Source organism: Sphingobium sp. RS1 (assembly GCF_056156825.1).
The window spans coordinates 1657038-1683574 of record NZ_JBLZXE010000002.1 but is presented as its reverse complement, the minus strand read 5'-3'; the positions used below and the strand labels follow the sequence as shown (position 1 = coordinate 1683574).

At 64.8% G+C, this 26537-nt stretch carries 27 protein-coding genes; 22 read left to right on the top strand and 5 right to left on the bottom strand.

Annotated elements, in window-relative coordinates; translation table 11 throughout:
• The first annotated feature begins 199 nt into the window (after positions 1 to 199).
• A complete protein-coding gene (locus ACNHGR_RS09785) occupies positions 200 to 1753 on the top strand; it encodes a peptidoglycan DD-metalloendopeptidase family protein (protein WP_475285738.1) in 1554 nt (517 codons plus the stop codon).
• A gap of 40 nt (positions 1754 to 1793) precedes the next feature.
• Positions 1794 to 2573, top strand: coding sequence for a nucleotidyltransferase family protein (locus ACNHGR_RS09780; RefSeq protein WP_475285736.1), 780 nt, complete (start codon positions 1794 to 1796; stop codon positions 2571 to 2573).
• A 9-nt stretch (positions 2574 to 2582) separates the two neighbouring features.
• Here ACNHGR_RS09780 and rnhA read toward each other — a convergent pair whose 3' ends face one another.
• From rnhA to ispH, 3 genes are all read right to left on the bottom strand, one after another.
• On the bottom strand, positions 2583 to 3029 hold the full coding sequence (rnhA, locus tag ACNHGR_RS09775; RefSeq protein WP_475285734.1) for a ribonuclease HI: 447 nt from the start codon (positions 3027 to 3029) through the stop codon (positions 2583 to 2585).
• Positions 3026 to 4015: a homoserine kinase gene (thrB, locus tag ACNHGR_RS09770; RefSeq protein WP_184266823.1), complete on the bottom strand. Its 990-nt coding sequence runs from the start codon at positions 4013 to 4015 to the stop codon at positions 3026 to 3028. The genes rnhA and thrB overlap by 4 nt, the downstream gene beginning before the upstream one ends.
• A gap of 120 nt (positions 4016 to 4135) precedes the next feature.
• Entirely contained in the window at positions 4136 to 5095 is a 960-nt protein-coding gene (gene ispH, locus ACNHGR_RS09765; RefSeq protein ID WP_475285732.1) for a 4-hydroxy-3-methylbut-2-enyl diphosphate reductase, read from the bottom strand.
• A gap of 174 nt (positions 5096 to 5269) precedes the next feature.
• Between ispH and ACNHGR_RS09760 the strand changes: the two genes are divergently transcribed.
• The 9 genes from ACNHGR_RS09760 to tatC all read left to right on the top strand — a co-directional run bounded on the left by ACNHGR_RS09760 (position 5270) and on the right by tatC (position 12485).
• Positions 5270 to 5878 (top strand): hypothetical protein, encoded by a 609-nt coding sequence (locus ACNHGR_RS09760; RefSeq protein ID WP_475288381.1) that lies wholly within the window; start codon positions 5270 to 5272, stop codon positions 5876 to 5878.
• A 159-nt stretch (positions 5879 to 6037) separates the two neighbouring features.
• Positions 6038 to 7765: an arginine--tRNA ligase gene (gene argS / locus ACNHGR_RS09755; RefSeq protein ID WP_475285730.1), complete on the top strand. Its 1728-nt coding sequence runs from the start codon at positions 6038 to 6040 to the stop codon at positions 7763 to 7765.
• Between the two features lie 13 nt (positions 7766 to 7778).
• Entirely contained in the window at positions 7779 to 8501 is a 723-nt protein-coding gene (locus tag ACNHGR_RS09750) for an SPOR domain-containing protein (RefSeq protein WP_475285728.1), read from the top strand.
• A 66-nt stretch (positions 8502 to 8567) separates the two neighbouring features.
• On the top strand, positions 8568 to 9581 hold the full coding sequence (gene nagZ, locus ACNHGR_RS09745; RefSeq protein ID WP_475285726.1) for a beta-N-acetylhexosaminidase: 1014 nt from the start codon (positions 8568 to 8570) through the stop codon (positions 9579 to 9581).
• Entirely contained in the window at positions 9578 to 10357 is a 780-nt protein-coding gene (locus ACNHGR_RS09740) for a segregation and condensation protein A (RefSeq protein ID WP_475285725.1), read from the top strand. Before nagZ ends, ACNHGR_RS09740 begins: the two co-directional genes overlap by 4 nt.
• Positions 10354 to 10947: an SMC-Scp complex subunit ScpB gene (scpB, locus tag ACNHGR_RS09735; RefSeq protein WP_475285723.1), complete on the top strand. Its 594-nt coding sequence runs from the start codon at positions 10354 to 10356 to the stop codon at positions 10945 to 10947. The genes ACNHGR_RS09740 and scpB overlap by 4 nt, the downstream gene beginning before the upstream one ends.
• A gap of 28 nt (positions 10948 to 10975) precedes the next feature.
• Complete coding sequence (locus ACNHGR_RS09730) at positions 10976 to 11215, top strand: twin-arginine translocase TatA/TatE family subunit (RefSeq protein WP_184266811.1); 240 nt, start codon at positions 10976 to 10978, stop codon at positions 11213 to 11215.
• A 26-nt stretch (positions 11216 to 11241) separates the two neighbouring features.
• Complete coding sequence (tatB, locus tag ACNHGR_RS09725; RefSeq protein WP_475285722.1) at positions 11242 to 11709, top strand: Sec-independent protein translocase protein TatB; 468 nt, start codon at positions 11242 to 11244, stop codon at positions 11707 to 11709.
• A complete protein-coding gene (gene tatC / locus ACNHGR_RS09720; protein ID WP_475285720.1) occupies positions 11706 to 12485 on the top strand; it encodes a twin-arginine translocase subunit TatC in 780 nt (259 codons plus the stop codon). The genes tatB and tatC overlap by 4 nt, the downstream gene beginning before the upstream one ends.
• Positions 12486 to 12869: 384 nt before the next feature.
• On the opposite strand, the gene ACNHGR_RS09715 is transcribed toward tatC, so the two are convergent.
• Together ACNHGR_RS09715 and ACNHGR_RS09710 are read right to left on the bottom strand one after the other, a co-directional pair.
• Positions 12870 to 12998, bottom strand: coding sequence for an entericidin A/B family lipoprotein (locus ACNHGR_RS09715; protein ID WP_056683165.1), 129 nt, complete (start codon positions 12996 to 12998; stop codon positions 12870 to 12872).
• Positions 12999 to 13359: 361 nt separating this feature from the next.
• Positions 13360 to 14346, bottom strand: a complete 987-nt coding sequence (locus ACNHGR_RS09710; protein ID WP_475285718.1) for a cell wall hydrolase — start codon at positions 14344 to 14346, stop codon at positions 13360 to 13362.
• A 195-nt stretch (positions 14347 to 14541) separates the two neighbouring features.
• Here ACNHGR_RS09710 and ACNHGR_RS09705 point away from each other — a divergent pair, with 195 nt between their 5' ends.
• From ACNHGR_RS09705 to murD, 11 genes are all read left to right on the top strand, one after another.
• Positions 14542 to 15537 carry a cysteine synthase A gene (locus tag ACNHGR_RS09705; protein WP_184266803.1) on the top strand — a complete coding sequence of 332 codons (996 nt, stop codon included), beginning with the start codon at positions 14542 to 14544 and terminating at the stop codon, positions 15535 to 15537.
• A 41-nt stretch (positions 15538 to 15578) separates the two neighbouring features.
• Positions 15579 to 15890: a hypothetical protein gene (locus ACNHGR_RS09700; RefSeq protein ID WP_184266801.1), complete on the top strand. Its 312-nt coding sequence runs from the start codon at positions 15579 to 15581 to the stop codon at positions 15888 to 15890.
• Positions 15891 to 15992: 102 nt separating this feature from the next.
• The gene (locus ACNHGR_RS09695) at positions 15993 to 17273 is read left to right on the top strand and encodes a Gldg family protein (protein ID WP_475288379.1); all 1281 of its coding nucleotides are present in this window, start codon (positions 15993 to 15995) and stop codon (positions 17271 to 17273) included.
• 187 nt (positions 17274 to 17460) lie between these two features.
• Positions 17461 to 17958, top strand: coding sequence for a division/cell wall cluster transcriptional repressor MraZ (locus ACNHGR_RS09690; protein ID WP_475285715.1), 498 nt, complete (start codon positions 17461 to 17463; stop codon positions 17956 to 17958).
• Positions 17955 to 18914, top strand: a complete 960-nt coding sequence (rsmH, locus tag ACNHGR_RS09685; protein WP_475285713.1) for a 16S rRNA (cytosine(1402)-N(4))-methyltransferase RsmH — start codon at positions 17955 to 17957, stop codon at positions 18912 to 18914. The genes ACNHGR_RS09690 and rsmH overlap by 4 nt, the downstream gene beginning before the upstream one ends.
• The gene (locus ACNHGR_RS09680; RefSeq protein WP_184266795.1) at positions 18911 to 19561 is read left to right on the top strand and encodes a colicin transporter; all 651 of its coding nucleotides are present in this window, start codon (positions 18911 to 18913) and stop codon (positions 19559 to 19561) included. The genes rsmH and ACNHGR_RS09680 overlap by 4 nt, the downstream gene beginning before the upstream one ends.
• Entirely contained in the window at positions 19561 to 21264 is a 1704-nt protein-coding gene (locus tag ACNHGR_RS09675; protein WP_475285711.1) for a peptidoglycan D,D-transpeptidase FtsI family protein, read from the top strand. Before ACNHGR_RS09680 ends, ACNHGR_RS09675 begins: the two co-directional genes overlap by 1 nt.
• Positions 21264 to 22718 carry a UDP-N-acetylmuramoyl-L-alanyl-D-glutamate--2,6-diaminopimelate ligase gene (locus ACNHGR_RS09670; RefSeq protein ID WP_475288378.1) on the top strand — a complete coding sequence of 485 codons (1455 nt, stop codon included), beginning with the start codon at positions 21264 to 21266 and terminating at the stop codon, positions 22716 to 22718. Before ACNHGR_RS09675 ends, ACNHGR_RS09670 begins: the two co-directional genes overlap by 1 nt.
• Positions 22715 to 24106: a UDP-N-acetylmuramoyl-tripeptide--D-alanyl-D-alanine ligase gene (locus ACNHGR_RS09665; RefSeq protein WP_475285709.1), complete on the top strand. Its 1392-nt coding sequence runs from the start codon at positions 22715 to 22717 to the stop codon at positions 24104 to 24106. The genes ACNHGR_RS09670 and ACNHGR_RS09665 overlap by 4 nt, the downstream gene beginning before the upstream one ends.
• Positions 24106 to 25179: a phospho-N-acetylmuramoyl-pentapeptide-transferase gene (gene mraY, locus ACNHGR_RS09660; protein ID WP_184266789.1), complete on the top strand. Its 1074-nt coding sequence runs from the start codon at positions 24106 to 24108 to the stop codon at positions 25177 to 25179. The genes ACNHGR_RS09665 and mraY overlap by 1 nt, the downstream gene beginning before the upstream one ends.
• A 4-nt stretch (positions 25180 to 25183) precedes the next feature.
• Positions 25184 to 26530: a UDP-N-acetylmuramoyl-L-alanine--D-glutamate ligase gene (gene murD, locus ACNHGR_RS09655; protein ID WP_475285708.1), complete on the top strand. Its 1347-nt coding sequence runs from the start codon at positions 25184 to 25186 to the stop codon at positions 26528 to 26530.
• The last annotated feature ends 7 nt before the right edge of the window (positions 26531 to 26537 follow it).

The window sequence follows — 26537 nt, the reverse complement described above, 5'->3', positions numbered from 1 at the left end:
TATGTCGTGCAGGACCGGGCGGGTAGCAAGGGGATTCACGGTTCCCGCTGCGATCGGCGGTCCTGTCGAAGCTGTGGCACGGTTCGTCGCACGGCCTGCCGTCATGCGAACGTCTTTATTTGACTTTAACCCTGTGCGTTCACAACAGTCCCGCCCACGCACGGCGCGGGGGACGTCGCCGATGCGGCAATGATAGAATATGCCCTTGGGGGTCGCGGGTTTGTTTCAGGAAAGCCAGTTGGGATCGCAACAGGGCGGCGCGTCCATGTCGCTGTGGATGGCCGATTCGCTGGCGCGTGCCGACGCCGCGCCGCAGCCGCGCGACTGGCGTGCCCGGCTGCGTGATTGGGCGGATGAGGTCGAACTGGTGCCCGATCTGGGTGAACGGGTCGGCAGCCTCACCTGGTTCCGGGGTCTGGCCACCTGTTTCGGTCTGTGCGCCACCGCTCTCTATCTGTCGCCGTCCTTCCAGCCCATTCCCGGCCTGCCCGGCGCCCGCCTGACCGACGCGCAATATGATGAGGTGCGCAGTCAGATGATGACGCCGCTCGCGCTGGGCGCGGACAGCGGGCGGCATATGGGCGCGACCGATGCAGTGCAGCCGCTGCGCGAGACGCCGGAGCGGCCGCAGATCGAACTCAGCGCCCAGATCGGCAGCAGCGACACGCTGGCCCGCGCCCTGTCGCGCGCTGGGGTCAGCGGCGGCGATGTCGCCACGGTGACGGCCATGGTCGGCGGCGACATCAGCGATGGCGTGAAGCCCGGTACGCGGCTCGACATCATATTGGGCCGCCGTGCCAGCCGCGACCGGCCCCGTCCGCTCGACCGGCTGGCCTTCCGCGCCCGGCTCGACCTTAGCCTGGAACTGACGCGCGCCGGTGGCGTGCTGTCGGTCAAGCGCATTCCCATTCGCGTCGACAATACGCCGCTGCGCATTCAGGGCGTGGTCGGCGACAGCATCTATCGCTCCGCCCGCGCGGCGGGTGCGCCGCCCAAGGCGGTGCAGGCCTTCCTGCGCGTCATCGCGGGGCAGGTCGATCTTGGCGGCATCGGCGCGGGGGATCGCTACGACATCGTTACCGAATATCGCCGCGCCGAAACCGGCGATGTGGAGGTAGGCGAACTGCTCTATGCCGGCCTCAAGCGGTCGCGCGGCAAGTCGATCGACATGCTGAAATGGACCCGCGACGGGCGCACCGAATGGTTCGAGGCATCGGGCGTGGGCGAACGGCGCGGCGTGCTGTCTGCCCCGGTCGCCGGGCGCATGTCGTCGGGCTATGGCCAGCGGCGGCACCCGATCCTGGGCTATACCCGCATGCATGCCGGCATCGACTTTGCGGCGCGTTACGGATCGCCCATCTATGCCGTGACCGACGGCGTGGTCGCCTTTGCCGGGCGGCATGGCGGCCATGGCAATTATGTCCGCATCCAGCATGGCGGCGGCTTGGCCACCGGCTATGCCCATATGAGCCGCATCGCCGCCGAACCGGGCCAGCGGGTGCGCCGTGGTCAGGTGATCGGTTATGTCGGGTCGACCGGCCTGTCGACCGGGCCGCATCTTCATTATGAGCTGTATCGCAACGGCGCGACGGTCAATCCGCTGTCGGTGAAGTTCACCGTCACCGCGCAACTGGCGGGTGCCGAACTGGCCGCCTTCCGGTCGCGACTGGCGCAATATCAGGGGCTGCGCGTGGGCCTGCACGACAGTTTCGCGCAAAAGGCACCGGCTGCGCCCATGGCTTCCGGCAAATAAGGCGCTTCCCGCGCAAGTGCCGCTCGGCTAGGGCGCGGCGATGACTGGTTCGATCACCGCCATCCTGCTCGCGGGCGCGCGCCCCATCCCCGATCCCCTGGCGCAGGCCGCCGGCGTGGCGATCAAGCCGCTGGTGCCGGTGGGGGGCGAGCCGATGATCAACCGTCCGGCGCGCGCGCTGCTGGATCATCCCGCGATCGGGCAGGTGGTGATCCTGACCCAGCGGGGTGACCTGTTCGCCGCCGGTCCTGCAACGGCGTGGCTGGCGGAGCATCCGCGTGTGCGGTTCGAAAAGGGCGGGCAGGGGATTGCGTCTTCGTTGCTGGCCCTGCTGGACGGGGGCGGCGTGCCGTTCCCTGTCCTGATGACCACGGCCGACCATGTGCTGCTCGACCGCGCGATGCTCGACCAGTTTGTGAGCGAGGCGAACGGAGCGGATGTCGCCGTTGCCATGGTGGAGCGGGCGACCCTGCTGGCGCGCTATCCGCAATCGCGGCGCACCTGGCTCAAGTTCCGTGACGGCTGGTGGTCGGGGGCGAATATCTTCTGGTTCGGCAGCGACAAGGCGAGCGCGATCATCAGCCTGTGGCAGGAGGTGGAACAGGACCGCAAGAAGGGCTGGAAGATCCTCGCGGCTTTCGGTCCCTTCGCCTTGCTGGGGGCGCTGTTGCGCATCTTGACGCTGCGTGGCGGGATGGCGCGGATCGGCCGCAAGTTCGGCCTCACCGCGCGCCTCGTGGCCATGAACAGCCCGGAAGCTTGTATCGATGCCGACAAGCCCGAGGATGTGACGCTGATCGAGGCGATATTGCGCCGTTAACGGCGTGGCTTACTTCCGAAAGCGCTCTGCCGCCGCGCAGGCCAGCGCGTCGGCCCGTTCATTTTCCGGGTGACCGGCATGGCCCTTCACCCATTGCCATGTCACCTTGTGCGGTGCGGCGGCCTTCAGCAGCAATTGCCAGATCTCGACATTCTTCACCGGCTTGTTGTCGGCGGTCCGCCAGCCCTTCCTCTGCCAGCCGAACACCCATTTGGTGATGCCGTCCATCACATATTTGCTGTCGGTATAAAGCGTCACCTGACAGGGCTTTTTGAGCATATTGAGGGCTTCGACCGCCGCCATCATTTCCATGCGATTGTTGGTCGTCTGCGCCTCGCCACCGGAAATTTCCTTTTCCTTTTCGCCAAAGCGCAGCACAGCGCCCCAGCCGCCGGGGCCGGGATTGCCCTTGCACGCGCCGTCGGTGAAAATGTCGACCTTGGGAAGATCGCTCATGCGCCGAGCAATTCCGCCGCATCGGCCTTCGCGTAGAAATCCAGCCGCCGCAGATAGGCGAGCGGGTCCTTGCGCGTCACCAGCGCGTCGGCAGGCGTGTTGATCCAGTCATAGGCGCGCGTCAGCAGGAAGCGCAGCGCGGCGCCCCGGCATAATATCGGGAAGGCGGCGCGCTCGGCATCGCTCAGGCCATGCGCGGCGGCATAGCCTTCGCCCATCGCTGACGCGCGTTCACCGAACCACACGGCGCCATCATTGCTGAAGCACCAGGCGCTATGGGTGACGGCCAGATCATAGGCGCGGATGTCGGTGCAGCTGAAATAAAAGTCGATGAGGCCGGTCACTTCATCGCCCAGCATCAGCACATTGTCGGGGAACAGGTCGGCATGGATCACCGATCGCGGCAGGTCGGCGGGCCAATGGGCGTCGAGGAACGCCAATTCCTCTGCCACGCGCGCGCCAAGGCCCGGTTCGATCTGGTCGAAATCCTCGCCGCACTTGTCCGCCAGCGCGTGCCAGCCGCCTTTGTCCAGCGCATTGCGGCGTTCGCCGGTGAAACCCTGCGCTGCCTTGTGCAATTCGCCCAGCGCCACGCCGGCGGCGCGTGCCTGCCCGACGGTCGGCTCAGTGACGCTGATGCCGGTCAGAAACTCGATCAGGCAGGCGGGGCGGCCGGAAAGTTGCTGGAGCCGCTTGCCCTCCCGATCGGCGATGAAGCGGGGGACGAGGCAACCACGCGCGCCCAGATGGTCGAGCAAGTCCATGAAGAAGGGCAGGTCCGCCTCATCCACGCGCTTCTCGTAGAGCGTCAGTATGTAGCGATGACCCCCGGAACCCTTGCTCCCATCTGCGCCGGTGGTTTCCAGCAGATAATTGCTGTTCTCTACCCCCTCGGCGATGCCCTTGGCCGATACCAGTCGGCCGGCGTCATAGCGGGTGAGGAAGGCATCGATCTCTTCGGCGGGGACATGGGTATATACGGCCATTGCGCACAGTCTTTATCTTGAGGCTCGTCATTGCGAGCGTAGCGAAGCAATCCATCGTCGCGCCATTGGATTGCTTCGCTACGCTCGCAATGGCGGATGATAATCTGTTTTTTGGCCCGATCAGGCGGTTTCGAGGCCACGGGGCAGCTTGAAGGCGATCGTCTCGCGTGCCGTTTCCACCTGCTCCTCCTCGACCGCGAAGCGCTCTGCCAGCCGGCCCACCACTTCACGCACCAGCACTTCCGGGGCGGAGGCGCCAGCAGTCAGGCCCAGCGTCTTGACGCCTTCCAGCCAGTCGAAGTCGATTTCCGTGGCGCGCTGGATCAGGCGGGCGGGTGTGCCCTCCCGCTCGGCCACTTCGACCAGACGCAGCGAGTTGGAACTGTTGGGCGCGCCGATCACATAGACGGCATCGCACTGCGCCGCGATCGCCTTGACCGCCGTCTGGCGGTTTGATGTGGCGTAGCAAATATCCTCGCCCTTGGGCGCGGAAATGGTCGGAAAGCGGCGCTCCAGCGTTGCGACGATCGCGGCGGTATCATCCACCGACAGCGTCGTCTGCGTCAGGAAGGCGAGATTGTCGGGATCGGCTGGGGTAAGGGCCTCGGCTTCCTCGACCGTCTCGATCAGCGTCATCGTCCCTTCCGGTACCTGACCGAATGTACCGATCACCTCCGGATGGCCCTTATGCCCGACGAAGAGGATATGGCGGCCGGCCGCGACCTGCCGTTCGGCCTGGCGATGGACCTTGCTGACCAGCGGGCAGGTGGCGTCAAGATAGGAAAGGCCCCGCGCTTCTGCCTTGGCCGGCACCGCCTTGGGCACGCCATGGGCGGAAAAGACGACCGGCACGCCGTCGGGCACCTGATCCAGGCTCTCCACGAAGATCGCGCCCTTGGCCTTCAGGCCATCGACCACGAACTTGTTATGGACGATCTCGTGGCGGACATAGACCGGCGCGCCATAGGCTTCGATCGCTTTTTCCACGATGATGATCGCCCGGTCGACCCCGGCGCAGAAGCCGCGCGGCGCGGCGATCAGGAGCTTCATCGGCGGGCGGGTAGCGGGCGCATGGGTCATGCCCTGCCGCTTAGGCGAATGTGGCGCCGGATGAAAGCCGCTTCCTTCCTGCCGGAGGGGATGGGCAGTTGCGTGGCGGGCGGCGGATGGATAAGGAAGCGCAAAGCGTCTGGTCTTGTGGGCCAATCGAAGGAATCTCTGCCTGTGAAATTGTCTCATATCGCCCTGACCGGAATGTTGGCCCTGGCTCTGGCGGGCTGCTCGCGGCGTGGTGAGATCGATCCGACCGGCGGCATCGTCGCGGTCCGCTCCGCCTGCCCGGTGGCGGCGATCCCGGCGCAGACGGGGGACATCACCCTCTTCACCGCGCCCGGCCGGACCGATGCGGCGGCGATCGATCTGGTCGCGAACATCACCAACCTGCGGTCGACCTGCGCGGAAAGCGACCAATTCTATACCGAGGCGACCTTCACCGTGAATGCCCGGCGCAGCGATGCCGGTGCCGCACGGCAGGTGACCTTGCCCTATTTTTCTGCCGTGGTGCAGGCCGGCACCAATGTCGTGGCCAAGCGGCTGGGGCAGGTGACGCTGAATTTCGCGGCCGGTGAATATCGCGCCAGCGCGCAGGCAAAGGCCGGTTCCTACGTGAACAAGGCCGCCGCCACGCTGCCCGCCGAGATCCAGCAAAAGATCACGCAGAAGCGCAAGGCCGGCGACGCCGATGCCGCGATCGATCCTTTCGCCCAGCCGGACGTCAAGGCGGCGTTGCAGCGAACCAGTTTTGAACTGCTCGTGGGTTTCAATCTGACCCAGGACCAGCTCCGATATAACGCGACCCGTTAAGGCTCGCTCGACTTACTCAATTTAGCCGTTCGTGCTGAGTAGGGGCTGAGCTTGTCGAAGCCCCGTATCGAAGCATGGGTGCGATGCAGTCCTTCGATACGCCATTTCGACAAGCTCAATGGCTACTCAGGACGAACGGGTGATATAGGACCACGCATAATGTCCCTTTATACCCGTTTCACTGCCCATCTCGACGCCGTGCTTGACGCACTGGAGGCCGAAGGCGTCCTGCCCGCCGGCCTCAACCGTAAGCCCGTGACGGTCGAGCCGCCGCGCGATGCGTCGCATGGTGACCTTGCCACCAACGCCGCCATGGTGCTGGCCAAGCCTGCCGGCACTAATCCGCGCGCGCTGGCCGATGCCATCGTCACGAAGTTGCAGGCACTGGACGAGGTGGAAAGCGCGACCATCGCTGGTCCCGGCTTCATCAACCTGACCCTGACCGATCCGACATGGCGGGCGGAACTGGCGGCGATCCATGCCGATGCCGCCGATTATGGCCGGTCCGACGTGGGGCAGGGCGTGACGGTCAATGTCGAATATGTCTCGGCCAATCCGACCGGTCCCATGCATATGGGCCATTGCCGTGGCGCGGTGGTGGGCGATGCGCTCGCCACGCTGCTGGAATATGCCGGTCACAAGGTCACGCGCGAATATTATATCAATGATGCGGGCGGTCAGGTGGATGTGCTCGCCCGCTCGGCCCATGTCCGTTATCGCGAGGCGCTGGGCGAGGATGTGGGGGGGATCCCCGAAGGCCTGTATCCCGGCGACTATCTGGTCCCGGTGGGGCAGGCGCTGGCCGCCGAATATGGTGACAAGTTCGTTGGCGCGCCCGAAGCGGACTGGCTGGTGACGTTTCGTACCTTCGCCGTGGCGAAGATGATGGACATGATCCGCGACGATCTCGCGCTGCTCGGCATCCATCACGACCTCTTCTCGTCGGAGGCGGAATTGCAGGCGGCGGGCAAGCCGGAGCAGGCCGAAGCCTGGCTGCGCGAGCATGACCTCGTCTATGACGGCGTGCTGGAAGCGCCCAAGGGCGAACTGCCAGACGATTGGGAGCCGGTGGAACTGCCCTTGTTCCGCTCGACCAAATTCGGCGACGATCAGGACCGGCCGATCAAGAAGTCGAACGGCAGCTGGACCTATTTCGGCGCCGACATGGCCTATCACTACCAGAAGGCCCAGAGCGCCGACCAGTTGATCGACATCTGGGGCGCGGACCATGCTGGCACGGTGAAGCGTATTCAGGCCGCCGTCGCCGCGCTGACCGAGGGCAAGGCGCGGTTCGACGTCAAGCTCATCCAGATGGTCCGGCTGCTGCGTGACGGCGAGCCGGTGAAAATGTCCAAGCGCGCCGGCAATTTCGTGACGCTGGCCGATGTGGTGAAGGAAGTGGGCAAGGACGTCGTCCGCTTCACCATGCTGACGCGCAAGGCCGACGCCCAGATGGACTTCGACTTCGCCAAGGTGGTGGAAGCGTCGAAGGATAATCCGGTTTTCTACGTCCAATATGCCCATGCCCGCATTTCCTCGCTCGGCCGCCGCGCGCAGGAGGCGGGGATCGATCTGCCCGCGCCCGACCTGTCCCTTCTTGGGATGGCGGAGCTGAATATGGTGAAGCTGGCCGCGCAATTCCCGCGCGTGGTAGAAGGCGCGGCGCAGGCCCGCGAACCGCATCGTGTTGCTTTCTATCTCAATGACTTGGCATCGGCCTTCCACGGCTGGTGGAATATGGGCAATGATGATCCGCAGGCGCGCGTCATTCTGGCCAATCAGCCGGCGCTTACCGCGACCCGGCTTTTCCTTGCGCAAGGAATAGGGCAGATTATCCGCAACGGTCTGGCGCTGATGGGCGTTGCGGCCCTGACGGAAATGCAGTGAGGCGCTGAATATAATGAGCGATTATGCGCGCGGACGACTGGATCTGGACGATGAAGATCGTCTGCCCTGGCTGGAGCCGGCCATTGACGATGAGGCGGACGATCGCATCTCGCCCTTGCGGCTGCTTGGCCTGATCCTGCTTGGCCTCGCGCTGATCGGCGCCGTGGTCGCGGGCGTCTGGTGGATGCAGAATCGCAATGGCGGTGGCAGCGCGGGCGAGGGGCAACTGATCGCCGCGCCGACCGAGGACTATAAGATCGCCGCCAACGAAGCCGACGCCAAGAAGTTCGATGGCGAAGGCGATGCGAGCTTCGCCGCCAGCGAAGGCGTGGCCCGCGACGGTCGGATCGACCCCAGTCGGGTACCCGAGGCGCCGATCGCCAAGACGGCGCCGGCACCCGCTGGCCCTGCACCGGCCGCGCCGAACAAACCCGCCGCCAGCGTGACCGCGCGCGTCACTGACGAAACCAGCGTACGCCCGGCCACTGCGCCCAAGCCTGCCGCCGGCGGCGCAATGATCCAGTTGGGCGCTTATGGCAGTGCTTCGGGTGCCAAGGACGCATGGACCAAGCTGTCCAAACGCTTCGCCTATCTCGCGCCGCTCGCCATGACGGTGGAGCCGGCGCAGGTCGGCGGCGGCACCGTCTATCGCCTGCGTGCGAGCGCCGGCGGGCAGGCGGGCACCATCTGCGGCAAGCTCAAGGTTGCCGGCGAAAGCTGCATGGTCGTGAACTGACATGAAGGGGAAGGGCGCTGCTCTTCCCCTTCGACAATCCCGGTTCCACGCGCTACCATTGCGGGCATGAAACCCGTCATCTTCGGTCTTTCCGGCGAAACCCTGACCGCCGACGAACGCGCCTTCTTCGCGGAGGCAGATCCGGCCGGCTATATCCTGTTCAAGCGCAACATCGCCGACCGCGCGCAGCTGCGCGCGCTGACCGACGATCTGCGCAGCCTGCATGGCCGTGACGACCTGCTCATCATGATCGATCAGGAGGGCGGCCGGGTGGCCCGGATGCAGGCGCCGGTCTGGCCCAGCTTCCCGCCCGGCGCGGCATTCGACCGGCTCTATGACGTTGCCCCGTCTAGCGCGATTGCCGCCGCGCGTGCCAATGCTCGTGCCATCGCGTTGACGCTGGCGGAAGTCGGCATCACCGTCGACGCGCTGCCGCTGCTGGATGTCCGGCAGGAGGGCGCGAGCGACATCATGGGAGATCGCACGCTGGGCGCCGATCCGATGCGGGTCGCGGCGCTGGGCCGCGCCACGCTGGAGGGGCTGGCGGAAGGCGGCGTGGTTGGCATCGTCAAGCATATGCCGGGCCATGGCCGGGCGCTGGTGGACAGCCATCTGGCGCTGCCGATCGTCAACGCAAATCTCAATGCGCTGGAAACCGATCTGGCCCCGTTCCGCACGCTCAACCGCGCGCCGATGGGGATGACCGCCCATGTCGTCTATACCGAATGGGATGCGGAGCGCCCCGCCAGCCTGTCGCCCAAGATCATCGGCGAAATCATCCGCCAGCGGATCGGCTTTGACGGGCTGCTGATGTCCGACGATCTGGACATGAAGGCGTTGCAAGGCTCCATCCCCGAACTGGCGGCCGGCGTGGTCGCGGCGGGATGCGACCTCGCACTCAATTGCTGGGGGCGGATGGACGATATGGTCGGCATCGCCGATCTGCTGCCCGACATCAACGAACAGGCGCGGGTACGGCTGGACCGGGCGATGGCATCGGTAACGCGCGGCGCAGAGCAAGCGCCGCTCGACGAACTGCTGGCGACGCGCGATTCGCTGCTGGGGCTGGCGCTCGCTTGACTGGGGATCTGTTCAGCCAGCCGGCTGTTCCCAGTCCCGAGACTCTGACCGTCAGCTTCGATGCGTGGGAGGGGCCGCTCGACCTGCTGCTCAGCCTGGCGCGCAACCAGAAGGTCGACCTGCGCGAAATTTCCATATTGGCGCTGACCGAACAATATCTGGAATTTATCGAGGGTGCGCGGCAGTTACGTCTGGAACTGGCGGCCGACTATCTGGTGATGGCGGCCTGGCTCGCCTATCTCAAATCCGCGCTGCTGCTGCCCCGGCAGGAGCAGGAAGATCCCAGTCCCGAGGAAATGGCATTGCGGCTGCAATTGCGGCTCCAGCGGCTGAACGCGATGCGCGATGCCGCCGCCCGGCTGATGGCGCGCGATCGGGTGGGACGCGACGTCTTTACCCGGCGCAAGCCGGAGGGGCTGCGGCTGGTGAAGAAGGCGCAATGGCGCGCCAGCCTCTATGATCTGATCCAGGCCTATGGCCAGATTCGCGCCCGGACGCAGCCTGTGGTCCACACTATCGCGGTGCGCCCGGTGATGACGCTGGACGAGGCGATCCAGCGGGTCGGATCGCTGGTCGGCACGGCGATCGACTGGACCCGGCTCGAATCCTTCCTGCCCCCCGATCTGGACGCACCAAAAGCAAAGTCGGCGCTGGCCAGCAGCTTCGTCGCTGCGCTGGAACTGGCGCGGCAGGGCCGGCTGGAAATGCGGCAGGAGGGCATCTTCGCGCCCATCTATCTGCGCGCGCCTGCGCCGAATCAGGGGAGCTCGGCATGAGCATGGAGCCGGATGATTTCCTGCGCGCGGTGGAGGCCGCCCTGTTCGTGGCGGAGGTGCCGCTGACCCCGGCGGAACTCAAATTGCATGTGGGGGACGGGGGTGACCTCCATGCGGCGTTGCAGGCGCTGAGCAGCCATTATGCCGGACGCGGCATCAATCTGGTCGAGAGGGGTGGGCGCTGGCATTTCCAGACGGCGAGCGACCTCGCCCATATCCTGCGGCGCGAGAAGGACGAGCCACGCAAATTGTCGCGTGCGGCGATGGAGACGCTGGCGATCATCGCCTATCATGAGCCGGTCAGCCGCGCGGAAATCGAAGCGATCCGCGGGGTTCAGGTGGCCAAGGGTACGCTCGACGTGTTGATGGAGGCGGGCTGGGTTCGCCCCGCCGGCCGGCGCGAAGTGCCCGGCCGTCCGCTCATCTATGCGACGAGCGTAGAATTTCTGACACATTTCGGGCTTAGCAGCCGCCGCGACCTTCCCGGAATGGACGATCTGCGCGCCGCTGGCCTGCTCGACCCGGTCGATTTGGCGCTGGAGGGTCTGGGCGGGCAATCCGTTGTGGAAAATGACGAGGAAGAGGCCTAGATAGGCCTTCTACTAGGAGTATAGAAAAATGGGTTCCTTCTCGCTGATGCACTGGGTGATCGTGCTCCTGGTCGTCATGCTGCTGTTCGGTGGCGGCCGTATTTCCGGCCTGATGGGTGACGTGGCCAAGGGCATCAAGAGCTTCAAGAAGGGCATGGCCGACGATGATGACGATGTGACTCCGGCCAAGCCGGCCGTGCGCATCGACGGCCATCGCGTGCCCGAACAGGACGCGCCGAGCGCGACCGAAGAAAAGACCAAGGCCTGATCCTCCAGCAAGGCCGATAGTCCCGCATGTTTGGCATCGATTCGTCCGAACTTCTGGTGATCGTGATCATTGCGGTGATCGTGATCGGGCCGAAGGATTTGCCGCGCGCGCTCTACAAAGTAGGGCAGATCGTGGGCAAGGCGCAGGGCATGGCCCGTCATTTCCGCACCGGCATCGATGCCATGGTGCGCGAAGTGGAACTGGAAGAGCTGGAAAAGAAATGGGCCGCGCAGAACAAGCGGATCATGGAAGAGCACCCGCCCGAAACGTCGACCGATGCGTTGCCCGCGCCGGTCGAAACGTCAGCGCAGGACGGGGCGCAGGATGCGCCGCCCTATGTCGCGGACTCTGCGCCGGTGGAAAAGCCGCCCTTCGTCGCCGAATCTGCACCGCTCGCTTCATCACCGCCCGCTTCGCCATCGGCCAGCGACGGACCGCCCTATGTGGCGGACGCCTCCGTCGTTCAGCCTCACAAGGGTGACGCGGCGGCATGATCGGGGATATCGATGACAGCAAGGCGCCCCTGCTCGACCATCTGATCGAGTTGCGCAGCCGTTTGCTCAAATGCGTTTATGCGCTCTTCGTAACCGGCGCGATCTGCTTCTATTTTTCGGAGCAGCTGTTCGCGATCCTGGTCCATCCGCTCAAGGAGGCGTTCGGCGACGGCGGCGGCCGGCTTGTCTACACCAAGCTGTACGAGGCCTTTTTCGTGCAGGTGAAGATCGCCGTGTTCGGTGCCTTCTGCCTGTCCTTTCCGATCATCGCCAACCAGCTCTGGGCCTTCGTCGCGCCGGGCCTCTATGCGAAGGAAAAGAAGGCGCTGCTGCCCTTCATCCTGGCGACGCCTTTCCTGTTCGCCATGGGCGCGAGTCTCGCCTATTTCGTGGTGATGCCGACAGCCTTCCATTTCTTCCTGGAGTTTCAGGGCAATAGCAGCGGCCTTTCGGTCGAGGCCTTGCCCAGTGCGGACAGCTATCTCGGCCTCGTCATGCAGTTCATCCTGGCCTTTGGCATCAGCTTCCTGATGCCGGTGCTGCTGATGCTGCTTAACCGCGCGGGCTTCGTGACCCGCGCGCAACTGATCGGCATGCGCCGCTACATGATCGTTGCAGCCTTCATTCTCGCCGCGGTACTGACCCCGCCGGACGTCGTGTCCCAACTGATGCTCGCGATCCCGCTGCTGCTGCTCTATGAAATCACCATCATCGCGATCTGGTTCACCGATCGCAAAACGGCGAAAGTGGAAGCGGCAGAGGAAGCTTCGGCCTGACTCCTCTGCAATAACCGGCGCTGTGGTTATGAAGCGTCCGGATGGGGGTGGTAAGTGGACGGTCTTGTGCCAGATCAATGTGTTCCTGCGAAAGCAGGAACACAGGATAGTGAAGCGTTAGGTCGTCTCTAGAGCATGCTGCGTTAAATCCGACGCGGATCGCATGCTCTGCTTTTGTTGTCGCATCGTTTTAAGCGGAAGACCGGTTCCCACTTTTCCGCACGATGCTCTAGGCTCCTGCTTTCGCAGGAGCACAGCGTATCTGCCTCTGGTCGAAAACCGCCGGCCCGCTGCACCATCATCCTTATCTCACAAAAAAAGGCCCGCCGTCTGACGGGCGGGCCATGCTAGGGAGGGGGTAGTAAAACTATACTCTGCGGGAGCCTAGTTCGCGCTCTTTTCCACAGCCTTGCCGGCGCTTTGTACATCGCGGCCTGCGCCCTCGACCGTGTTGCACGCGGCGACCATCAGCGAACCCGTGAGCAGCACGGCAGCCAGGATCTTCTTCGTCATCGAAAATCTCCTCGTCAAATTCTGTGACCGGATGGCGCTGCCATCGCGGTGACGAGAAGAAAAACCCACGCTGCATCGATACGTTCCGCAGCCGGAAAGAATAATGATTTCAGGGAGAAGGGTGCCCAAAAAATTCTGAGCCCGGAACGCGTCGGGGGGGGAAGCGTTCCGGGCTCATATTTTGTGGATAGCAAGAGCGGGGGGCAAAAGATTTGCTATCCGGAATGTAGAACCCGCCATGCCCCGGATAGGTTCCCGCGACGGCCAAAAAAATGCATTTTTTTAAATGCTTTCTTTACAGATGCTTCGATGGTGAGAGGATTATTAACGACAAGAAAATCGCGATCGGGCGGAAAAAAGATCAGATCAGCGGCCGACCCGTGTTGCGATATTCCGGCCGGATGGTGGATTCCGGCAGGCCCTCGTCGGTTGTTTGGGGGAGGGGCACGGGCATCCAGCCGCTGCGCGGGGCAGGCTGTAGCGGTGTGGCGGGTGACGCAATATTCGCCGGCGGCGCATAGGCTGGGGCCAGTGTCTCCACCGGCACCACCGGTTTGGCGGGCCAACTGGTGCGAGCCGGGCCGGAAATCGTCTCCCGTCCCAGATAGGGAATGCGGAAGGCGGCAGGCGTACCGTTGAAGCCTGGATTGCGGTAGAAGATATGCGCGCCGATCACCGCCACCGCCTGAAGGCTGGACGACCATTCGGGTCGCACCGCCAGCGTATGATAATGGGTGGCGAGGCCAACGGGCGTGTAGACCTTGCCCGCCAGTGCCTCTTCCGCCACGCGCCGTGCGCGTACCCAGGCGGGAGCGGCCGGCAGCCGGGCCATGGCGCCGTCGCAGCTGAAGGTGAACTGGCATTTATAGTCGGTGCGTTCCGACCCCTGATAGACGACGCCGCATACGCTGTTGGGCCAGAGCGGGCTGCGCACCCGATTCAATACCACCTGCGCGACCGCGCGCTGGCCATCGTCCGGCTCGTTGGCGGCCTCATAATAAATGGCCGATGTCAGGCAATTGAGCGCGCGATAGCTGTCGAGCCCGGTCAGCCCGCGAAAGATCATCGCCGGCGCGGCCTTTACCTCGTCCAGCCCGAGCACATGCTCGCTTTGCACCGTGGCGACGCCGGGCACCGGATCGAACGCACCCTGCGCGTAGAAAAAGGCGGAACCGGGGAAATTCTGCGCCGATTCCTCTGACGGATCGGCATGCGCGATATCCTGATCGCCGCCCAGCATGTCGAGCGGGGCGGCGGTGATGAGGCGCGGCGCGACGAGCAGCAGCAGCGCGATCGCCAGGATCGCCCCATGCCCCTTCCATCCCCGCATCTGCGCCAGAAACCGCATGCCAATCCCATGAAATCGCGACCTGTCGTCGCCCGTCCTGCCAGCCCTTAGCGGAAAATCCTTATTCTTTCCTCCTCGCATTTATCCCTGTGCCGTGATGGGACGGCGATTGGTGCAAAGGTTAAAATGCGCGCTTTTCCCCGATCATCATTCCCTTGCTTGGCAAAGCCGCACAGGCCGGGCTATGCGGGGGGCATGCTGCTTCAATCAGATAGTCTCGCGCTGATCGGCAATACGCCGATGGTGCGCCTCGCCGGCCCCTCGCAGGAGACGGGCTGTGATATCTACGCCAAATGCGAATTCGCCAATCCCGGTGCATCCGTGAAGGATCGCGCGGCGCTGTTCATCGTCAATGATGCCGAGGAAAAGGGGCTGCTCAAGCCCGGTGGCACGATTGTCGAGGGGACGGCGGGCAATACCGGCATCGGCCTGGCGCTGGTCGCCAATGCCAAGGGCTACAAGTCGATCATAGTCATGCCCGAGACGCAAAGCCGCGAAAAGATGGACACGTTGCGCGCGCTGGGTGCGGAACTGGTGACGGTGCCGGCGGCGCCCTATTCCAATCCCGGCCATTTCGTCCACACCTCGCGCCGGCTGGCGGAGGAGACGGACGGGGCGATCTGGGCCAATCAGTTCGACAATATCGCCAATCGCAAGGCGCATATCGTCGGCACGGCCGAAGAAATCTGGACCCAGATGGACGGCCGGATCGACGGCTTCACCTGCGCGGCGGGCACCGGCGGGACGATTGCGGGCGTAGGCCTGGGCCTCAAGGCCAAGGATGAGGCGATCACCATAGCCTTGAGCGATCCCCACGGCGCGGCGCTGTTCAACTATTATGCCCATGGCGAATTGAAGGCGGAAGGCTCCTCGGTCGCCGAAGGCATCGGGCAGGGGCGCATTACCGCCAATCTGGACGGTGCGCCGATCGACACGCAATTTCGCATTTCGGACGAAGAGGGGCTGCTTTGGGTCCGTCGCCTGCTGGCCGAGGAAGGTTTGTGCCTGGGTCTGTCGTCGGGCATCAATGTCGCGGGCGCGGTGGCGCTGGCGAAGCAATTGGGGCCGGGCAAGCGGATCGCGACGATCCTGTGCGACACCGGCTTCCGCTACCTGTCGACCCTCTACAACCGGCAATGGCTCGAATCTAAGGGCTTGACGGTCTTCCCCTGGCTCGCGCAGACTGCATGATCGTCGACACGGGTCGCGGCGAAGAGAATAAGAGCGCAGGCATGGCTGAAACACCCCGCCGTCAGGAAGGGTTGCAGCGCGTCCAGATCGGTCTGACCGGTCTGGCGGGCGTTGTCTTGCTGGTCGGTCTGGCCAACATCGTGATCGAAAAGGCGCGGATGGACGATGCCGCGCTGCCGCCGCCGGTGGTGCCGACGCTGACCCAGACGCAAAATGCCGTCTCGCCCAAGGAGCCGCTGGCCGAACTCGGCGTGCAGCCCGCGCCGGAACAGGCGCCGATCGTGCCCGACCTCCAGCCCGATCCCAATATCCGCAAGCCCATGGACCGCGATCCCGCGCAGCAGCAGCGCTAGGGGCGTCATTCGGCTGTCAGTGCATATCGAGTGCCCCCAACATCTGTTCGGCTCTTCGACAAGCTCAGGGCAAACGGATAAATTGGGGATGCGGTGGTGTCGATGAAAGCGGGCCTGAAGCGATTCCTGTGGCTCTGGCTGCTGCCGCTCGCCCTTTTCCTGGTCGGGTTGCGGCGCGCTTTCCTGACCGGGCAGGCTGACCCGTGGGATTGGGGGCTGCCGGCTGCCTTCGTGCTGGCGATGGCAGGGCTGCTGCTGGCGCGACACGGCTGGGCCATGCGGGCATGGGTGGCGCTGGGTGGTGTCGGGATGGCGCTGCTCTTCTGCGCCATTTCGGCCGGGCGCGTGCCGGATGGGCTGGCGGCGGGGGGACTGCTGGCGGTGGGATTGTTCGCGATCTTCGGCGGCGCGTCCCTTGGTTCATGGTCGTTCGCTTCGAGCGAAGTCGAGAAGCGGGCGGCGCTGCCCACGCGTTTCTCGACAGGCTCGAAACGAACGGGGGTCGGATTAGGTCTTTTAATCCTCGTAGCGCTTCTTCTCTGGCTCGGTCCCGCCCAATCGGTCCGTCCTGTCCCGGATCGTCCCGACCTGGCTGTCGTCACCGGCCTGCCGCTCTTCTGGGATGAGACGGGACGGGGTGGGCCGCGCGATGCGCCCATCATGTCCGTCCTGCGCACGCGCTTCACCGTGATGCCGCTGGACGATCCGCTGAAGCTGGCGGCGTCGGGCGCGAGGCGTCTGTTGCTGGCGCAGCCGCGCGCACTGGCGCCGGCACAGATGGTCGCGATCGACCAGTGGGTGCGGGGCGGCGGCACGGTGCTGGTGCTGGCGGACCCGTTGCTGCGTTGGCCGTCTGGCCTGCCGCTGGGGGATCGCCGCCGCGCGCCCTCCGTCAGCCTGTTGCAGCCCTTGTTGACTCATTGGGGTTTCATCCCTTCCGGCGTCCAGGATGCGGAAATCCGCTATCGCACGCCGGATGGCTATCTCATCACCCTGTCGGGGGTGCAGATGTACGACAGGGAAGTGGGCGACGGGATCGTGCAATGCAAACGGATCGGCAAGGGTGGGATGGTGCTGCTGGGTGATGCCGACCCGATTGACGATCGGCTCTGGCTCGCCGACCCCGCAAGGCCGCTCGATCCCCGTTATTGGGTGGCTGACACACCTGCGCGCCTCATCGACTGGCTTGGCGGTTCGCCAATCCCCGGGGACCGGCGCTGGATGCGCGAGGCGCCGGACGTCATTCGGGGACTCAGGTGGGGGCTGCTGGCCGGGATGATGTGGGCATTGATGGGTGCGATAGCGTTTCGTCCGGAAAAACGCGGGGCGAGCCCCGGAACAGAAAGCGAATCTGGTGGCATAAAAGATAACAAATCCGGTTAGTCCCGCATTTCACCGTCTTTTCCCATCATCACCCATGTTTGCCCATTGCAGTCGACCCCCATGCTTGGTAGGAAAACCGGCATTGGGGTTCGTCAGGCTTTGCGTTGTCCTGTGCGCTGGATGGTGTTTCTCATGATTCCGGCGAAGGACGGCCTGTGCCCCGAAAACAAGGGGTCAGGTCGCCAGCGTGTCGGACGTTATTCTCTATTCGGGCAACGCATTCAGCGTCGCGGACGGCAAGGGCCGTTTCGTGCTGCCCCTGGAGATGCGCAAGCTGGTCAAGCAGGCCAGCGGCGGCGAGAATCGCCTTTGCCTGTCGGTCCATTTCGGCAATGGCTGTGCCACCGGCTTTGGCTTGTCCCACAAGCAGTTCCTATTCGAAGAGGTCGAGAAGCTGGAGCAGAAGGCCGATGAGGCCGGGCGCGACTTCAATGCCGATCTTGAACGCGAAAATCGCCTCGGCACGATCGAGGACGTGAATTTCGATGATGCCGGCCGCTTCTTCCTTCACCCCGATATCAAGGAAGAAGCAGGCATTACGGACGCGATCTTCTTCTATGGCGTGGGCCGTTATTTCCAGATCTGGAAGCCGGAGGCGCTGGTCGAAAGCCCCGATCGCCCGGCGTTGATCCGCAACAAGGTCAAGCGCTGGATCGATGCGCGTGCGGAAGGGTCTGCCAAGTGAGCGCCCCGGTCGACGCCCCGCATATCCCCGTTCTGATCGATGAAGTCCTCGACGCCCTCGCCATCAACCCCGGCGAAATCCATGTCGACGGTACCTTCGGTGCTGGTGGCTATAGCAGTGCCATGGCCCGTGCCGGCGCGCGCGTCTTCGCCTTCGATCGCGATCCCGATGCGATCCGCGAAGGGCAGGCGGTGGCTGATGCGCATCAGATCACGCTGATCCCCGGCGAATTTTCGCGCATGGTGGAGCTGCTGGCGGAGCGCGGTGTCGAGAAGGTTTCGGGCATCACGCTGGATATCGGCGTGTCCTCGATGCAGCTGGACCGGGCCGAGCGCGGCTTCTCCTTCCAGTCCGATGGCCCGCTGACCATGACGATGAGCCAGGACGGCATGAGCGCTGCCGATTTCCTCAACACTGCGTCTGAGGAAGAAATTGCCAACGTCATCTATCGCTATGGCGACGAACCCAAATCGCGCCGCGTCGCCCGCGCGATCGTGGAGGCGCGCCCACTGGAGCGCACCGGCCAACTCGCCGCCGTGGTCCGCAAGGCGCTGGGGCACAAGCCGCACGACAAGAAAGACCCGGCGACCCGCACCTTCCAGGCGATCCGCATCCATGTGAACCGCGAGTTGGAGGAACTGGAACTGGCCCTGGAAGCAGCCGAAGCGTTGCTGGAGGAGGGCGGTCGCCTCGCGATCGTGACCTTCCATTCTCTGGAAGACCGGATCGTCAAACAGTTTCTGCGCAACCGCAGCGGCGGCGATAGCGGTGGGTCGAGGCATCTGCCCGAGCGCGCCGCCGGTCCGCAGCCGACTTTCGCCAAGCCGGCCAAGGCGGTGAAGCCCGGTGAGGCCGAACTGGCGCGCAACCCCCGCGCCCGATCCGCCACGTTGCGGTCCGCCATTCGTACATCTGCCCCCGTCCAGTCTCCTTCCGCCCGGAGTGCCCGCTCATGATCGCCGTCAAGAGGTTGCAGAGCCTGATCTGGGTGATCCTAGTCGCACTGGGCGCGCTCGGCGCCTATATGGTGTCGCTCAAGGTCGCGACCGAACGCAACGAACTGATGAAGGTGCGGGCGCAGATTGCGCGGGCGAAGGCCGATATCCGCTATCTGGAAACGGAATTCAGCGCGCGCGCCTCGATGCGTCAGCTGGAGCGCTGGAATCAGGATGATTTCATGTATGCCACGCCCACCGCCCAGCAATATCTGGGTGGCGAACGGGCTCTGGCCCATCTGGACGGCGTCCAGCCCAATGGTCCGGACTATGTCGCGCCGCCGGTGATGGTGGCGATGGTCGAAACCCCGGCCGACCTGCCGTCGGCGCCGCAGAAGGCGCCGGAAAGTCCGGCCGCGACCCAGATTCGCAGCGACATTGCCGTGATCCGCGAAGCCCATGCCGCCGATGCCGTCGACAAGCTGCCCAAGCCTGCGCCGCGTACCCCCGCGCAGCAGGCCAAGGCCGACGCCGACGTGTCGAAGCCCAATCCGATCGCGCGCAAGGCGGAGCGGATGGCGATGCTCGACGCCAAGCTGCTGGATGACAGCACGTTGGGCGATCTCAGTGCCAGGGCGGCGCGCGAGAAGCGCAAGGAGGCGCGCTGATGGCCACGATCATTGTCCAGCCGGGCGGCGAGCGGGCGGGGCGGCAGCGGGTCAACCTGACCGCCATCGCCCATAACCGGCTGATGCTGCTGCTGATCCTGTTCATGCTCATCACCGCCATCGTTATTGGCCGACTCGTCTGGGTCGGCATTTTCGCGCATGGCAATGCTGGTGATGGCAGCCTGTCGCCTTTCCTGCCCGCGCGCGCGGACATCGTCGATCGCAACGGCGTGCCGCTGGCGCGCACCATGGACGCCTATTCGGTGGCGGTGCGCCCGTCCAAGCTGATCGGCGATCCGGGCGAACTGGCGCGCAAGCTGCACGAAATCTTCCCCGACGAACCCGAAGCGGCCTTCTACAAGAAGCTGACCGGCCGGGGCTGGGCCTATCTGCGCCGCCGCGCGCTGCCCGAGGAAGTGGCAGCGGTGAACGCGCTGGGCGAAATCGGCATCGAATTTCCGCGCGAGAAGGAGCGCCTCTATCCGCAGCGCACGCTGGCCGCGCATGTGCTGGGCTTTGCCCCCAATGCCGAAGGGCAGGGCGGCATGGGCGTGGAAGCCGCGTTCAACGATCGGCTGATCGATGCGGCGCAGCGGGGCAAGCCCTTCGCCATTTCGATCGACAGCCGGGTGCAGGGCGCGCTGGAAAGCGAACTTTACGCTCAGCTGGTACAGACCAGGGCCAAGGGTGCCGGTGGCATCATCATGGACGCCAATACTGGCGAGATCATCGCCATGGCCTCGATCCCCGTGTTCGATCCCAACAAGCTACAAAATTACGCGGGCAAGACGTGCAGCGAATCGCCGCTCTGCAACCATATGGTGCAGGCGCGCTACGAACTGGGTTCCTCCTTCAAGCCGCTGTCGATCGCGGCGGCGATGGATGCAGGCGTCGTGACCTCGATGAGCAAGCGCTATGACGCCACCGCCCCGCTCGCCGTCGCCGGCTTCCGCATTCGCGACGATCACTCGCTGGGCCGCTGGATCAACGTGCCGGAAATCCTGGTGCACAGCTCCAACATCGGCACCGCCCGCATCGCCGACGAAATGGGCGCCGAACCGTTGCAGAAGATGTTCCGCAGCCTGGATTTCGATCAGCGTGCGCCGATCGAGTTCAACGAGCGGGCGAAGGGCATCTGGCCGTCCAGTTGGGGGCGCATCACCAGCATGACGACCGCTTATGGCCATGGCATCGCGGTGACGCCGCTGCATCTGGCCTCGGCCTATGCGGCGCTGGTCAATGGCGGCCTCTGGCGTCCCGCGACCGTGCGCAAGCTGCGCCCCGACGAAGTGCCCGAGGGGCGCCGGGTCTTTTCTGCCGCCACCAGCGCGCGGATGCGGCAACTGTTGCGGATGATCGTGGCGGCGGGTACAGGACGCAGTGCCGACGCCAAGGGATTCCGGGTGGGCGGCAAGACGGGTTCCGCCGAAAAGCCCCAGGAGGGGCGCTATAACAAGACTTCGCTCGTGACGACTTTCGCTTCTGCCTTCCCGATGGACAATCCCCGCTATGTCGTGGTCGCGATCATGGACGAGGCGACGGGCCAATATGGCCTGCGCACCGCTGCCTGGACCGCCGCCCCGGTGGTCAAGCGGGTGGTGGAACGCACCGGCCCGATGCTGGGCGTGATGCCGGACGAAAGCCGTGACGTGGATATTTCGGATCTGATGCCGCTGCTGCACGGCGACAAGGAGAAAGAATGATGCGCCTCGGGTCGCTTATCGAGGGGCTGGATGCGGATATATCGGACAAGGTCGGCGGCACCGCCGGCCTTGATGCGTCCGTGACCGGCTTCGCCATCGACAATCGCAAGGTCGCGCCCGGCACCGTCTTCGGCGCCTTTCAGGGGCTGCGCGTCAATGGCGAGAATTATATTCCCGACGCCGTGAAGGCCGGCGCCGTCGCCATCGTCGCGCGACCGGAGGCGAAGGTCGAAGGCGCGATCCATATCGCCCATGCCAATCCGCGCCGCCTGCTGGCGTTGATGGCTGCCCGCTATTTCGCGCCGTTCCCGGATGTGACCGTCGCGGTCACCGGCACCAATGGCAAGACCAGCACGGTGGAACTCGCGCGCCAGTTGTGGCGGATGTTGGGCCACAAGTCCGCGTCGATCGGCACGCTGGGCGTGACCACGGCGGTGGATCAGGTGTCGACCGGCCTCACCACGCCGGACATCGTCACCTTCCTTGCGAACATGTCCGGCCTGAAGCGCGAAGGCATCACCCATGCCGCGTTCGAGGCGTCCAGTCATGGCCTGGATCAGTATCGCACCGAAGGACTGCCGGTCGCGGCCGTTGCCTTCACCAACCTGTCGCGCGACCATCTCGACTATCATGGCGACATGGACAGCTATTTCGACGCCAAGATGCGGCTGTTCGACGAAGTCGTGTCGGCCGATGGCACGGCGGTCGTCTGGGCCGACGACGCATGGTCGGACAAGGTCATCCAACGCGCTACGAAGCGGGGGCTTCGTGTGCTGAGCGTCGGGGTGCAGGGGCAGGCCCTCCGGCTTGCCAACCGCACCCCGACCCAGTTGGGTCAGACGCTGGAGGTCGAGGCCGATGGCAGGATCTACAAGGTCAACCTGCCGCTGATCGGCGCCTATCAGGCTGCTAACGCGCTGACCGCTGCGGGCCTCGTCATCGCGACCGGCGGTGACACGGCCAAGGTCATGGAACTGCTCGGCCGGGTCCAGCCGGTGCGTGGCCGGCTGGAGCGCGCCGTCATCAGCAAGGCCGGCGCGCCCGTCTATGTCGACTATGCCCACACGCCCGATGGCCTCAAAGCCGCGATCGAGGCGCTTCGCCCGCATACCAAGGGTCGCCTCATCACCCTGTTCGGCGCGGGCGGGGATCGCGACGCTGGCAAGCGTCCGCTGATGGGCAAGGTTGCGGCGGAATTGTCCGACCATGTCATCGTCACCGACGACAATCCCCGGTCGGAGGAACCCTCCGCCATCCGCGCCGCCGTGCTGGCGGGCGCGCCGGAGGCGGAGGAAATCGGCGGTCGCCGTGCCGCCATCGCCGCCGCCATCGGGCAGGCGGGGAGTGACGACATCGTCCTGCTGGCCGGCAAAGGGCATGAGCAGGGCCAGATCATCGGCGATCGCGTCCTGCCCTTCGATGACGTCACCGTGGCGCGGGAGTGCGCGGGTTGACCGATCTCTGGACATCGCAGGAGATTGCAGAAGCCACAGGCGGCGCCGCGTCGGCGCCGTTTGCCGTTTCGGGCGTCGCTTTCGACAGCCGCGAAGTAGGGCAGGGCGACCTGTTCGTCGCGATGAAGGGCGACACGACCGACGGCCACAAATTCATCGACAAGGCGTTCGGGCAAGGCGCCGCCGGCGCGATCGTCAGCGAAGCCGTCGATCATCCCCATATCCTCGTCCCCGACAGCGCGCGCGCGCTCGAAGCCCTGGGCAAGGCGTCGCGCAAGCGCATGAATGGCAAGGTGATCGGCGTTACCGGATCGGTCGGCAAGACCGGGACGAAGGAAGCATTGTTTCAGGCGCTCGATCGTGCCGCGCCCGGCGCCGTGCATCGTTCGGTCAAGAGCTACAACAACCATGTCGGCGTGCCTTTGAGCCTGTCGCGCATGACGCGAAACGCTGCCTTTGGCGTGTTCGAAATGGGCATGAATCATGCCGGGGAACTGTCTGCGTTGACACGGCAGGTCCGTCCCCATGTCGCCATCGTCACCGCCATCGCGCCGGCCCATATCGAATTTTTCGGCACCGAAGCGAAGATCGCCGAGGCCAAGGCGGAAATCTTCGAGGGGTTGATGCCCGGCGGCACGGCGATCATCCCCTATGACAGCCCGCATGTCGCGACCCTCTATAACAAGGCGGAGCGCCATGCCGGTCGCATCCTGACCTTCGGCACTAGCCCGCAGGCGGATGTCTGCGCGCGCGAAGCCGTGCCCGCGCCGGGCGGCGGTACGCTGGTCACCGCCGCGCTGCCGGGCGCCGAACTCTGCTTTACCGTGGCCGCGCCGGGCGATCATTGGGTGTCCAATGCGCTCGCCGTGCTGGCGGCGGTCGAGGCGGTGGGCGGCGATCTTGCCGCAGCCGGCCTCGCTCTCGCCGAAATGCCGGGCCTGCCGGGCCGGGGTGAGCGGCGCATCCTGCCGGTCGCTGGCGGCGAAGCGCTGCTGATCGACGAAAGCTATAACGCCAATCCCCTGTCGATGAAGGCGACGCTGGCCCAGCTTGGCCGCGAAAAGGCGGATCGCCGCATCGCCATATTGGGTGGCATGCGCGAACTGGGCGATCGCAGCGTCGAACTCCATGCCGGCCTTGCCGAACCGCTGGGCGCCGGGCAGGTCGATTTTGCGATATTGGTCGGCACGGAAATGGCTCCGCTGGCCGACGTGCTGGCCGGGATCATCCCCTTTACCCATGTCGCCGACACTGCGGCGGCCATTCCCCTCATCCAAACCGAAATGCGCGCGGGCGACGCGATTCTGGTCAAGGGCTCCAACGGCGTGGGCTTGTCCCGCCTGGTCGCGGCCCTGGCCGAGAGCGCCCGTGACGGAGATAAGACGTAATGCTTTACTGGCTGGCCGAAACCCTGGATTTCGCAGGTGTTTTCAACCTGATCCGCTATCTGTCCTTCCGGGCGGGCGCCGCGATCTTCACGGCGCTGTTGATCGGCCTCGTCATCGGCCCGAAATTCATCGGCTGGCTGCGCGTCCGTCAGGGCAAGGGGCAGCCGATCCGGGACGATGGCCCGCAAAGCCACCTGGCCAAGCGCGGCACGCCGACCATGGGCGGCCTGATGATCCTGACCTCCATGGTCATTTCGGTGCTGCTGTGGATGGATCTTGAATCCACCTACGTCTGGGCCTGCCTGTTCGTGACGCTGGGCTTCGGTGCGATCGGTTTCCTCGACGATTATGACAAGGTGACCAAGGCCAGCCACAAGGGGCTTTCGGGCAAGGCGCGACTGGCCGCCGAGTTCCTGATCGCCGGCGTCGCCGCCTGGATGATCGTGCACCAGCATGGCAATACCGCGCTTTACGTGCCCTTCTACAACGGCCCCGCGATCGAACTGGGGCCCTTCTATTTCTGCTTCGCCGCCTTCGTGATCGTGGCGTTCGGCAATGCGGTGAACCTGACCGACGGGCTGGACGGCCTCGCCACCATGCCGGTCATCATCGCCAGCCTGGCCTTCATGCTGATCGTCTATCTGGTCGGTCGCGCCGACTTTGCGCAATATCTGGGCATTCCGCATGTGCCGGGCGCGGGCAACCTCACCATCCTGTGCGGTGCGATCATCGGTGCGGGCCTCGCCTTTCTCTGGTTCAACGCACCCCCGGCCGCCGTCTTCATGGGCGATACCGGCAGCCTCGCGCTGGGCGGCACGATCGGCGTGATCGCCGTCACCGCCCATCATGAAATCGTGCTGGGCATCATTGGCGGGCTGTTCGTGGTGGAGGCACTGTCGGTCATCATCCAGGTCTTCTTCTACAAGCGGACCGGCAAGCGCGTGTTCAAGATGGCGCCCATCCACCATCATTTCGAACAGATGGGTTGGGCCGAACCGACCGTCGTGATCCGTTTCTGGATCATCGCCTTCGTGCTGGCGCTCGCCGGCCTCGCCACGCTGAAGCTGAGGTAAGCGGATGATCGTTTCGAGCGTCTTTGCCGGAAAGACCTACGCCGTCCTCGGCCTTGCGCGTTCGGGCCTCGCCACGGTCGACACGCTGGTGGCCAGCGGTGCCCGCGTCGTCGCCTGGGACAGTCGGGAGGAAGCCCGCGCGCTGGTGGCGGACAAAGCGGAACTGGGCGATCCTATGGAGATCGACCTGTCCGGCTTCGACGGCATCGTCGTGTCGCCGGGCGTGCCGCTCAACAAGCATCCCATCGCCGTGCGCGCGAAGATCGCGGGCGTGCCGATCATCGGTGACATCGAACTGTTCGCACTCGCCCGCCCGACACTGCCGCCGCACAAGGTCGTCGGCATCACCGGCACCAACGGCAAGTCGACCACCACCGCGCTGATCCACCATATCATCGAGCAGGCCGGCTTCCCCACGGTTATGGGCGGCAATATCGGCCTGCCGATCCTGAGCCAGCCGCCGCTGGAGCCGAACCTGCATGGCGTGGGCGTCTATGTGCTGGAACTCTCCAGCTATCAGATCGACCTGACCCACAGCCTCGACTGCGACGTCGCCGTGCTGCTCAACATCACCCCGGACCATCTGGACCGCTATGATGGGTTTGAAGGCTATGTCGCGTCTAAGATGCGATTGTTCGCGATGCAGTCCTTTGAGCATGTTGCTGTTGCATCTGTCGACGATCCGCTAGTTGCGCGCTTGTTCGATCCTTCCGACGACGAATTTCTAATTGGCGCTGGCAGTCGCACTCGCGTTGCGTCAGGCGACTTCGCCGAACATTATCAGCACCTTTGGCCCGCGTTGCAGGGTCCGCATAACGCGCAAAATGCGATGGTTGCCGACGCTGTCGCAATGGAGCTTGGCATCCATTGGGATCAGCGTCAGAGCGCCCTCACCAGCTACGCCTCGCTCCCGCATCGCATGCAGGCGGTCGGCACCCACAACGGCGTCCTCTACGTCAACGACAGCAAGGCGACCAACGCCGCCTCCACCGCGCCCGCACTCGCCGCGTGGCCCGCGATCGACGGCAAGCCCCGCATTCACTGGATTTTGGGTGGCGTCGCCAAGTCGGACAATCTGGACGAGTGCGTCCCCCATTTCGCTAACATCGCGCACGCCTATACCATCGGCGAAGCGGGGCATATGTTCGCCGATCTGCTCCGCCCCCATATGGCGGTGGACGACAGTGAAATGCTAAGCGCCGCCGTCCGCCGCGCCGCGCGCATCGCGCAGCCGGGGGATGTGGTGCTGTTGTCGCCCGCCTGCGCCAGTTTCGACCAGTTTCGCGATTTCGAAGCGCGCGGCGATGCCTTCGCTGCGGCCGTCGCGGCGCTGGAATCCTCTGGGGAATAAACCACCA

What these genes read in the sequence shown, in the direction of transcription:
- ACNHGR_RS09785 (WP_475285738.1), top strand. Translation starts at nt 200, where the DNA reads ATGCCCTTGGGGGTCGCGGGTTTGTTTCAGGAAAGCCAGTTGGGATCG.
- ACNHGR_RS09780 (WP_475285736.1), top strand. Translation starts at nt 1,794, where the DNA reads ATGACTGGTTCGATCACCGCCATCCTGCTCGCGGGCGCGCGCCCCATC.
- rnhA (WP_475285734.1), bottom strand. Translation starts at nt 3,029, where the DNA reads ATGAGCGATCTTCCCAAGGTCGACATTTTCACCGACGGCGCGTGCAAG.
- thrB (WP_184266823.1), bottom strand. Translation starts at nt 4,015, where the DNA reads ATGGCCGTATATACCCATGTCCCCGCCGAAGAGATCGATGCCTTCCTC.
- ispH (WP_475285732.1), bottom strand. Translation starts at nt 5,095, where the DNA reads ATGACCCATGCGCCCGCTACCCGCCCGCCGATGAAGCTCCTGATCGCC.
- ACNHGR_RS09760 (WP_475288381.1), top strand. Translation starts at nt 5,270, where the DNA reads ATGTTGGCCCTGGCTCTGGCGGGCTGCTCGCGGCGTGGTGAGATCGAT.
- argS (WP_475285730.1), top strand. Translation starts at nt 6,038, where the DNA reads ATGTCCCTTTATACCCGTTTCACTGCCCATCTCGACGCCGTGCTTGAC.
- ACNHGR_RS09750 (WP_475285728.1), top strand. Translation starts at nt 7,779, where the DNA reads ATGAGCGATTATGCGCGCGGACGACTGGATCTGGACGATGAAGATCGT.
- nagZ (WP_475285726.1), top strand. Translation starts at nt 8,568, where the DNA reads ATGAAACCCGTCATCTTCGGTCTTTCCGGCGAAACCCTGACCGCCGAC.
- scpB (WP_475285723.1), top strand. Translation starts at nt 10,354, where the DNA reads ATGAGCATGGAGCCGGATGATTTCCTGCGCGCGGTGGAGGCCGCCCTG.
- ACNHGR_RS09730 (WP_184266811.1), top strand. Translation starts at nt 10,976, where the DNA reads ATGGGTTCCTTCTCGCTGATGCACTGGGTGATCGTGCTCCTGGTCGTC.
- tatB (WP_475285722.1), top strand. Translation starts at nt 11,242, where the DNA reads ATGTTTGGCATCGATTCGTCCGAACTTCTGGTGATCGTGATCATTGCG.
- tatC (WP_475285720.1), top strand. Translation starts at nt 11,706, where the DNA reads ATGATCGGGGATATCGATGACAGCAAGGCGCCCCTGCTCGACCATCTG.
- ACNHGR_RS09715 (WP_056683165.1), bottom strand. Translation starts at nt 12,998, where the DNA reads ATGACGAAGAAGATCCTGGCTGCCGTGCTGCTCACGGGTTCGCTGATG.
- ACNHGR_RS09710 (WP_475285718.1), bottom strand. Translation starts at nt 14,346, where the DNA reads ATGCGGTTTCTGGCGCAGATGCGGGGATGGAAGGGGCATGGGGCGATC.
- ACNHGR_RS09705 (WP_184266803.1), top strand. Translation starts at nt 14,542, where the DNA reads ATGCTGCTTCAATCAGATAGTCTCGCGCTGATCGGCAATACGCCGATG.
- ACNHGR_RS09700 (WP_184266801.1), top strand. Translation starts at nt 15,579, where the DNA reads ATGGCTGAAACACCCCGCCGTCAGGAAGGGTTGCAGCGCGTCCAGATC.
- ACNHGR_RS09695 (WP_475288379.1), top strand. Translation starts at nt 15,993, where the DNA reads ATGAAAGCGGGCCTGAAGCGATTCCTGTGGCTCTGGCTGCTGCCGCTC.
- ACNHGR_RS09680 (WP_184266795.1), top strand. Translation starts at nt 18,911, where the DNA reads ATGATCGCCGTCAAGAGGTTGCAGAGCCTGATCTGGGTGATCCTAGTC.
- ACNHGR_RS09675 (WP_475285711.1), top strand. Translation starts at nt 19,561, where the DNA reads ATGGCCACGATCATTGTCCAGCCGGGCGGCGAGCGGGCGGGGCGGCAG.
- ACNHGR_RS09670 (WP_475288378.1), top strand. Translation starts at nt 21,264, where the DNA reads ATGCGCCTCGGGTCGCTTATCGAGGGGCTGGATGCGGATATATCGGAC.
- mraY (WP_184266789.1), top strand. Translation starts at nt 24,106, where the DNA reads ATGCTTTACTGGCTGGCCGAAACCCTGGATTTCGCAGGTGTTTTCAAC.
- murD (WP_475285708.1), top strand. Translation starts at nt 25,184, where the DNA reads ATGATCGTTTCGAGCGTCTTTGCCGGAAAGACCTACGCCGTCCTCGGC.